The organism is Rhodopirellula maiorica SM1, assembly GCF_000346295.1.
Lineage (GTDB): Bacteria > Planctomycetota > Planctomycetia > Pirellulales > Pirellulaceae > Novipirellula > Novipirellula maiorica.
This window is the reverse complement of the sequence record NZ_ANOG01000264.1, coordinates 1-6,806: the sequence shown is the minus strand read 5'-3', so window position 1 is coordinate 6,806 and position 6,806 is coordinate 1. Positions and strand designations below refer to the sequence as shown.

General features: G+C 53.1%; 5 protein-coding genes. 4 read left to right on the top strand and 1 reads right to left on the bottom strand.

All coding sequences use genetic code 11. The features are described from left to right. The first annotated feature begins 637 nt into the window (after positions 1-637). From RMSM_RS08310 to RMSM_RS08285, 4 genes are all read left to right on the top strand, one after another. The gene (locus tag RMSM_RS08310) at positions 638-1,423 is read left to right on the top strand and encodes a tetratricopeptide repeat protein (protein ID WP_008694123.1); all 786 of its coding nucleotides are present in this window, start codon (positions 638-640) and stop codon (positions 1,421-1,423) included. Between the two features lie 1,044 nt (positions 1,424-2,467). Then, positions 2,468-3,103 carry a Hint domain-containing protein gene (locus RMSM_RS39680; protein WP_144057483.1) on the top strand — a complete coding sequence of 212 codons (636 nt, stop codon included), beginning with the start codon at positions 2,468-2,470 and terminating at the stop codon, positions 3,101-3,103. Between the two features lie 1,858 nt (positions 3,104-4,961). Beyond that, positions 4,962-5,543 (top strand): TetR/AcrR family transcriptional regulator, encoded by a 582-nt coding sequence (locus RMSM_RS08290; RefSeq protein ID WP_008694112.1) that lies wholly within the window; start codon positions 4,962-4,964, stop codon positions 5,541-5,543. A 40-nt stretch (positions 5,544-5,583) separates the two neighbouring features. After that, the gene (locus RMSM_RS08285; RefSeq protein ID WP_008694110.1) at positions 5,584-6,006 is read left to right on the top strand and encodes an ACT domain-containing protein; all 423 of its coding nucleotides are present in this window, start codon (positions 5,584-5,586) and stop codon (positions 6,004-6,006) included. A gap of 40 nt (positions 6,007-6,046) precedes the next feature. On the opposite strand, the gene RMSM_RS08280 is transcribed toward RMSM_RS08285, so the two are convergent. Next, complete coding sequence (locus tag RMSM_RS08280) at positions 6,047-6,781, bottom strand: AraC family transcriptional regulator (RefSeq protein ID WP_008694109.1); 735 nt, start codon at positions 6,779-6,781, stop codon at positions 6,047-6,049. Positions 6,782-6,806: the final 25 nt, after the last annotated feature.

Here is a 6,806-nt window from a genome sequence, read left to right as displayed (position 1 = left end):
CATTGGCGCACTTACGACCCAGCTGGCAGGATTGCAGAAGCGTCTCCGCGACCGCGACGTATAGCCCGCCTACACCGACGATGCCCGCCCCTGCACTTATGACTGCCCCCGTTCCAATCTTGCTCCAGAGATCCGATCGGGTTTGAGGGGAGCAAATGGAACTTGTACGAGTATGTATCTTCTCAGCCAACTGGGATGATCGATCCGTTCGGGCTTGACATCTGGATCTCGGCAGGGCCTGGAGCACCGCCTACTCAGCATCCAGATGACGGAAGCAATGACTTGGAGGACAAGGCCGAAACTTTGTTCATCGCGGTTTCAATTGCGGTATGCAAGCGACCAATTGCGGGTGGGGGGAGACGCTGTGTCGAGACTTGCAAGACTGTTTGGAGATGGATTCGGATATCTAAGCCAACGACTAAAAAACACCGCCGGTGGCAAACCTTCAGACCCCACGGTTGAGATGCCACCTGGATCGCCGGGAGCACCTACAGGCGGTCCGAGAGGCCCTCCATCTAATCTTCTTCCGGGACCTGAAACACTACAACCAAGAACTCCGCAAGGGGGACCGCTTTTTGATCCTCCCTGTCACGCGGCACCAAACTAACTACAGATTTCTTCTGCAAGCGAGTTGCATATGTCAAATTCAGACGTAGCCGACCACCAATACTACAACGAGGCTGTTTCAGCTCTAAATAACAAAGACTACGCGAACGCATCGTCTCTCTGTGAGAATGCCGGAATTAGTCTGGAACGCAGAGGCTGTTTCTACGATGCCTCGATCGCCTTCGATTTACTTGGGCTCGTCCACTATCAGTCGGGCGCATTGGAAGACGCGAAATCTGCCTATCTTAAATCGATCGAACTCGTTGGCCAAACCGACGAGGCATCGGGTTTAGAATACGCCAAGACATGCAATAGCCTGGCTGCCGTGATCAACGCAATGGGTGATCATGCCCTCGCAAAGGAATGGCTTTGCAAATCACTGCAAATCAAAGAGAATGCTCAAGACAAACCTGGGTTGTTTTCTTCCTACCACCAAATGGGAATCATTGAGCAATCTCGTTCAGACTTAAATGAAGCGCGGCGATGGTACAGTAAAGCTATCGCTCTGCACCAAAGCGAGGGAGGAGTCGACATTGCCGGTCTGATCAGTACAGTACGTTATCTCGCAAGCACTTTTGGGAATGATTCCGACCCGAGGGCAATAGACGATATTTACAGGATTGCGACTGACGCCATGCAAGAAAATGGGGACGTCCTGATTGCTCAGGCTGCAGCCGAGCAAGCTAGAGAAGACTATGACTACAGGGCAGCGACCGAATTCTACCGAAAGGCGTATGAAATGGTCGCTAGCGGAAACGCACCCAACAAGGTGAGCCAGCATGAAACAATTATCAAACGAATTAAGCGTCTCTGGTAAAGCAAGATGGAAGGAAACGCTTCACGAGAAATCAACGGGGTCAGGAGAAATCAACGGGGTCAGGACTCTTTGATGAGTAATCCCGATGATACACCGGAGTAAAACGACGCTTTCAACAGGCCGCCGCGAGGCGGCTTGTTTCTTTGGCGGGCAGGATGTCCGCCATGCTTTTCGGCTGGATGCCGACCACGCGCGACTTCGGGGAGCAAAGCGACTCGTGCGACGCACACGAAGTGCGTCGCAACTTTCGGCAGGACAAAACAAAGGTGTCAGACAAAACAAAGGTGTCAGGACTCAATAACGAGTTACTGGCACGATGCCCCAGAGTGAAGCGGCGTTGCCACAGGCCGCCGCAAGTCATCCTTTTCTGTTGGCGGACAAGATGTCGTCGTAATCTTCGGCACGTTGCCGCAAACCTGGGGTGGAACGCACTCGCAGTGGGTTAGCTGCTCGTTCCTGCGCAAGCTGCGTCGTGACGGTGCGCGGACCGGCTGTTGAAGAAAAACCGCTTACCGCCTACCTGCATCCGTCGACGCGTCATCGGATACAATCGAGATTGTGAAAACCGCATCTACGATCCGCCGTCCGAACCTCAAAAAACGCACTCGCGCGCACGCGAGGTGTTCAGGCGCCAACAAGCGCCGAGCTTGCCTCGAAACGACCGCAAAACGCACTAGCAAACCGACTTGCATTTACGGTGATCGCCGACGATTGGAGTCTTGCTCCAGAGACCCGATTGGGTTCGAGGGGAGTCCTTGGAATCTTTTTGAGTACGTCCTTTCACAACCTTTGACTTTGGTTGATCCAGAAGGCACATCACCCCCAGTACTTCCTGGACCGCTACCCTGGGATCCCAACTATCCATCCACACCAGAGACATCGGACGCGGACAATTCTGACCCTCGACGGCCTTGGAACTATTTTGCAGTCTGGGGAAAGTATTGCGGCTTGACGCTGAACGGTCCTGGGCAACCAGAGGATTCACTTGACGCAGCGTGTAAACGCCACGATGAATGCGTTCCAAATCAGACATTCAAGACGTGTTTGAAATGGCTTCCTTGTGCTGCAATATTGTGTCGAGATGCATACAACGCGGAGCATGGTGGGTGTGCGAGCGATTATCCGGACGATGCTGAAAAGCGAGAGGGGTGCGAGCGTGCAGCGTGGTACATCCAGCAAGCGTTTTGCACGCAATCGCTTACAAGTCCGTCTCCACCCTCAACCGATCCTCCCGTCTTTCCCAAGTCGCATTTCCCTTGTTTTGCTCCAGACACAATAGTACCAACGCCTATTGGTCCTAAGAAAATCGCTGAAGTTTCTGTCGGCGACATGGTTTACGGCTTTAACTTCAACCTAAGTCGGTTTGAAGCAACAAGAGTCAAGCAAGTGCTGTTGCACGACGACGGAGAATATTGGTTGAACCAACTTGAGGTTGGCACCTCGGAGGTAGTCGAGGTTACCGACGGGCACCCGCTATTCACCGGTCGTGAATGGATCTTGCCCCATGAGTTTAGAGCTCAAGAATTCGTGTCTCGGAATCAGAACGAAGTTTTCACCAGGATCGTTGGTCAGCACACGCGCAAGGCTCCCGTAGTGATTAACTTGCTTACCGAGTCTGGAACGTACCTTGTAGGCGAACACGGCTTGATTGCATCAGGCACGGTGACGGAAGATGAGTGATCGAAAAGGCTGGCGATCTTTGGAAGTCGCATCGACTATTCTTGCGATTGTGGGGGTGATCGTTGTCTTCTTTAGCGTCGGGCTTGTCGCAACGAGTTTGTTTTCAAGTGTGCAAGCATTTTTGACCGGTTGCGTTGTTTTTTCCCTTGGAGTGGTAGGCATAATCTGTAGCCGTCAAGTCATTTCCGGCGGGCAATGGACATGGCGAGCTTCATCTCTGTGGTGCGGTACTGTTTTGTTTTTGTCGTGTTGGATGCTCGTAGACGCACTGAGAAATTTCGACGAGACCTCCTTCGTTGCGATTATCTTAGCGTTCTCGTTGTTTTTGTTGGTCGCTTGGTGTCTTTTAGCATTGCTTCGGCCAATTGCAGGAGGCAGACCGATCAAAGGTGACGAGACCAATCAAAGGTGACGGAGGTAATTAAGGGGTGTCATCCCGATGTACCGGAGCGAAACGACGATGTCCAGGCCGCCGCGAGTCATCCTTTTCTGTTAGTGGGCAGCCAACCGTCTGCGCCTTGTCGATCCGTCCGCCTGTCGGAACCTACGCCGACAGACCTTGCAGGACAAAAGCCCAACGTTGCCCCCCCAATAGCAGGTGGCATGCAGGACGCGAAATCTAACACAAGCCGTTGAGCGGCAATTATTTAGCTGTCAACGTTGCAGGGTGAGCCGGTAAAGCACACCCCCAAAAAACAAAGGTTTCAGGACTTAATCCCGAGAATTCCGCACACTGCACCCGAGTGGAGTGACGCTGCAGTTGGCCGCCGCAAGGTGGACTTGCGTTTTTTGTGGGCGAGAATCCAGTCCCCTCTTTGACCAGCATGCCGCCCAAACGCATCGCCCGCGCAATCGTCGAGTGCATTTGCTCGTCGCGAACGCCTAAATTGCATCACTTGATATGCAAATCCTCAAATGTTACGGGGACTGTTCCTCGAGGTATTTGAGTGCGTAGGTTTGGCAGAATGATTATTTGGCAAAATGATTTCCAAGATCGAGGTGGTCCGGTATTTAATCATTTTACCCGCCAATCATTTTGCCATTTCTTATTGCGATCCAATCCGTATGGGGCAAGTCTCTTTCGTATACGATCGACTCGCTGCACTGAAGTGAAACAGTGCTCAAAGCATGCCACTGCAATGCGGTGATGGTCGATCGATGCTCGACAATCCCCCCCATGCCCCTTCGAGATACGCACGGCTACTCCCGAAACGCAGAAAGCGTACTCGCGTCTGGGGAAAAATTGTAAGCAGGCAGGAATCATTGGGTGAAATACCGTTAGCCGTTTGGTCGCTCGCTGTGAAGCATTTTGTAGCGGCAGGGCGCGAGCCGTCCGGTGTTTGGTCGGGATGAGGAACCGGAGGGCTTGTGCCAAATGTCATCTACTTTGGTAGCGGCACGGCGCGACCCCAATGTCATCTACTTTCGTAGTGGGACTCGCCAGAGTTCCTGGTGTTTCAACAGCAAAGAGGGGAATTCTGGCGAATCCCACTACTTGAGCGTCTCCAGGTGGTTGCCAAAGTAGATGGCATTGGGCTTGTGCCTTGCCGCTACAAAACCTCGCAAGTCACGGGGCATCAATGCTTCACAGCGTTGGCCAAAGCGGTTGATTGTCGGAACCGTGGCTAGCGGGCTGTTTGTTGATTTAATGAGCCGATCGCGCGTGAGCGTCCGGGTTCCACGCATTACCCGGTGCCTTACGGCCCTCGGCTCACCAACGCGTTTTGCATTTCGATTAAATCAACAGCCTGCGAGCGGCAAAGCGGCTAACCTACGGAAAGGGAATCGGATTGATTTGACCGATAAGTACAAACAAGCTACAATCGTGCCGTCAACTCGATCAGGGAAACAGCTCCCGATGCCTTGGGAAAAATCATTCGACGAAAAAGATGTCATCGACAAAGCGATGCACGTTTTTTGGCAAAAGGGATACACCGCTACGTCGATCTCGGATTTAACGACCGCGACCGGAATCCAACGCGGCAGTCTCTACAATGCGTTTGCCGGCAAGCAGGAACTGTTTGCCAGATCGCTGCTGAAGTATGACACCGAGCAGCGATGTGTCTTGTTAAAACAGCTCGAAGCGATCGATGATCCGCTGAAGGCGTTCTCTGTCTTGTTTGATGCCATTGTAAAACAATCGCTCGAAGATCCTGAAAAGAAGGGATGCTTCTTGATCAACACGTCGCTGACGCTGGGCGACCACGACGAACAATCCCAAGCGATCGTATCGTCGGCACTGAAGGAGTTCACTCAATTCTTTGAGCGACAAATCAAGCTGGGGCAAAAGCGGAACCAAATCCCGGCAACCGTTGCCGCACGCCCCACCGCCCGAGCGCTGTTTGCATTGGTGGTTGGCATGCGAGTGATGGGCCGTGGCAGTTTTGACAAAGCCGCGCTGCAGCAAATCGCCAAGCAAGCCATGCGTCTGATTTCCTAATCGTGTCATCCGCTGCCAGCAAACTCGTCCTGTATTCCCCATGAACGGCGAAACCGATCTTCAGACGTTGCTGGAAAAAATGGAGCCTGAACTACAAATGGGCGAGTTCGTGTTTTGCACGATGGCCCCCGAAGTTGCATCGGACCCCGAAGCCGCATCGAAGCTCTGCTTTTCTGCGATCGGTCAATTCATTGAACCTGAAGGCTTGACACTGATTCTTGCGAAGAGCGAAGCGGAGACAAAGAGACTCGACTTCGCGTATCCCTGCAGAATGATCACTCTGAAGGTTCACTCCAGCCTCGAAGCCGTTGGATTCTTGGCTGCGGTGACCGACAAACTCGCCCGCCGAGGCATCAGCGTCAACGCGATCTCGGCCTACTTCCACGATCATCTCTTTGTACCGAGCGAACGTGCCGAGGAAGCGATGAACGTCCTGAACGACATCGTCAAGGGCAGGGCCTAGATCCAAAAATTGTTCTAGCATCAGGTCGCCGTCCGAGCCGTTATTCTTTCGCCGATCTTGCCGCGCGATATTCGCGAGGGGACAATCCTGTGGTCATCCGAAACTGACGCGTGAACGCACTTTGGTCGGAATAGCCAGCCTCTAAGGCGACTGCGGCGATCGGAGTCTTCGTTTCCGCCAGCAGTCCTTCGGCTAAATCGATCCGCGCCTTCATCAACCATTGCCCTGCAGTAATCCCGAAAATGTGACGCATCCGTCGATCGAGCTGATACCGCGACATATTTGCAATCGACGCCAACTCTGCCACCGCAGGCGGCGTCGATAGGTTTTCTTTCGCATGCTTTAGCGCTGCCGCGATCTGGCTGTACTCCTCCGCTTCGTTATTGGGCACACGAAGATCCTGGGACACCCCGACCAACCCCACCACAGTACCGCTCGGTTTCTTTAACGGCAATTTAGTGGTCATGCACCACCCGACCGCCCCGGACGGATACACGTGCAGCTCCAACTGGGACAATAACGGCTTCCCCGTATGAATCACTCGCTGGTCTTGGTCCGTAAACCGAGCCCCCAACGGAGCACGCAGCAATTGCTCGGCGGTACGTCCGATCAGATCCTGTTTGCTCTGAACCCCACAACGATCGACGAGGGTTTTGTTGACCACAAGATACTGTCCCTCAGTGTTTTTGATAAAAAACACGCAATCCGACAGATGGTCGAACAATTCCTCTCCTGTAAACGGTTCGCCCAGCTGACTCAAAACTTCGGCAATCATTGCAAATACCCCCATCGCGAAACTA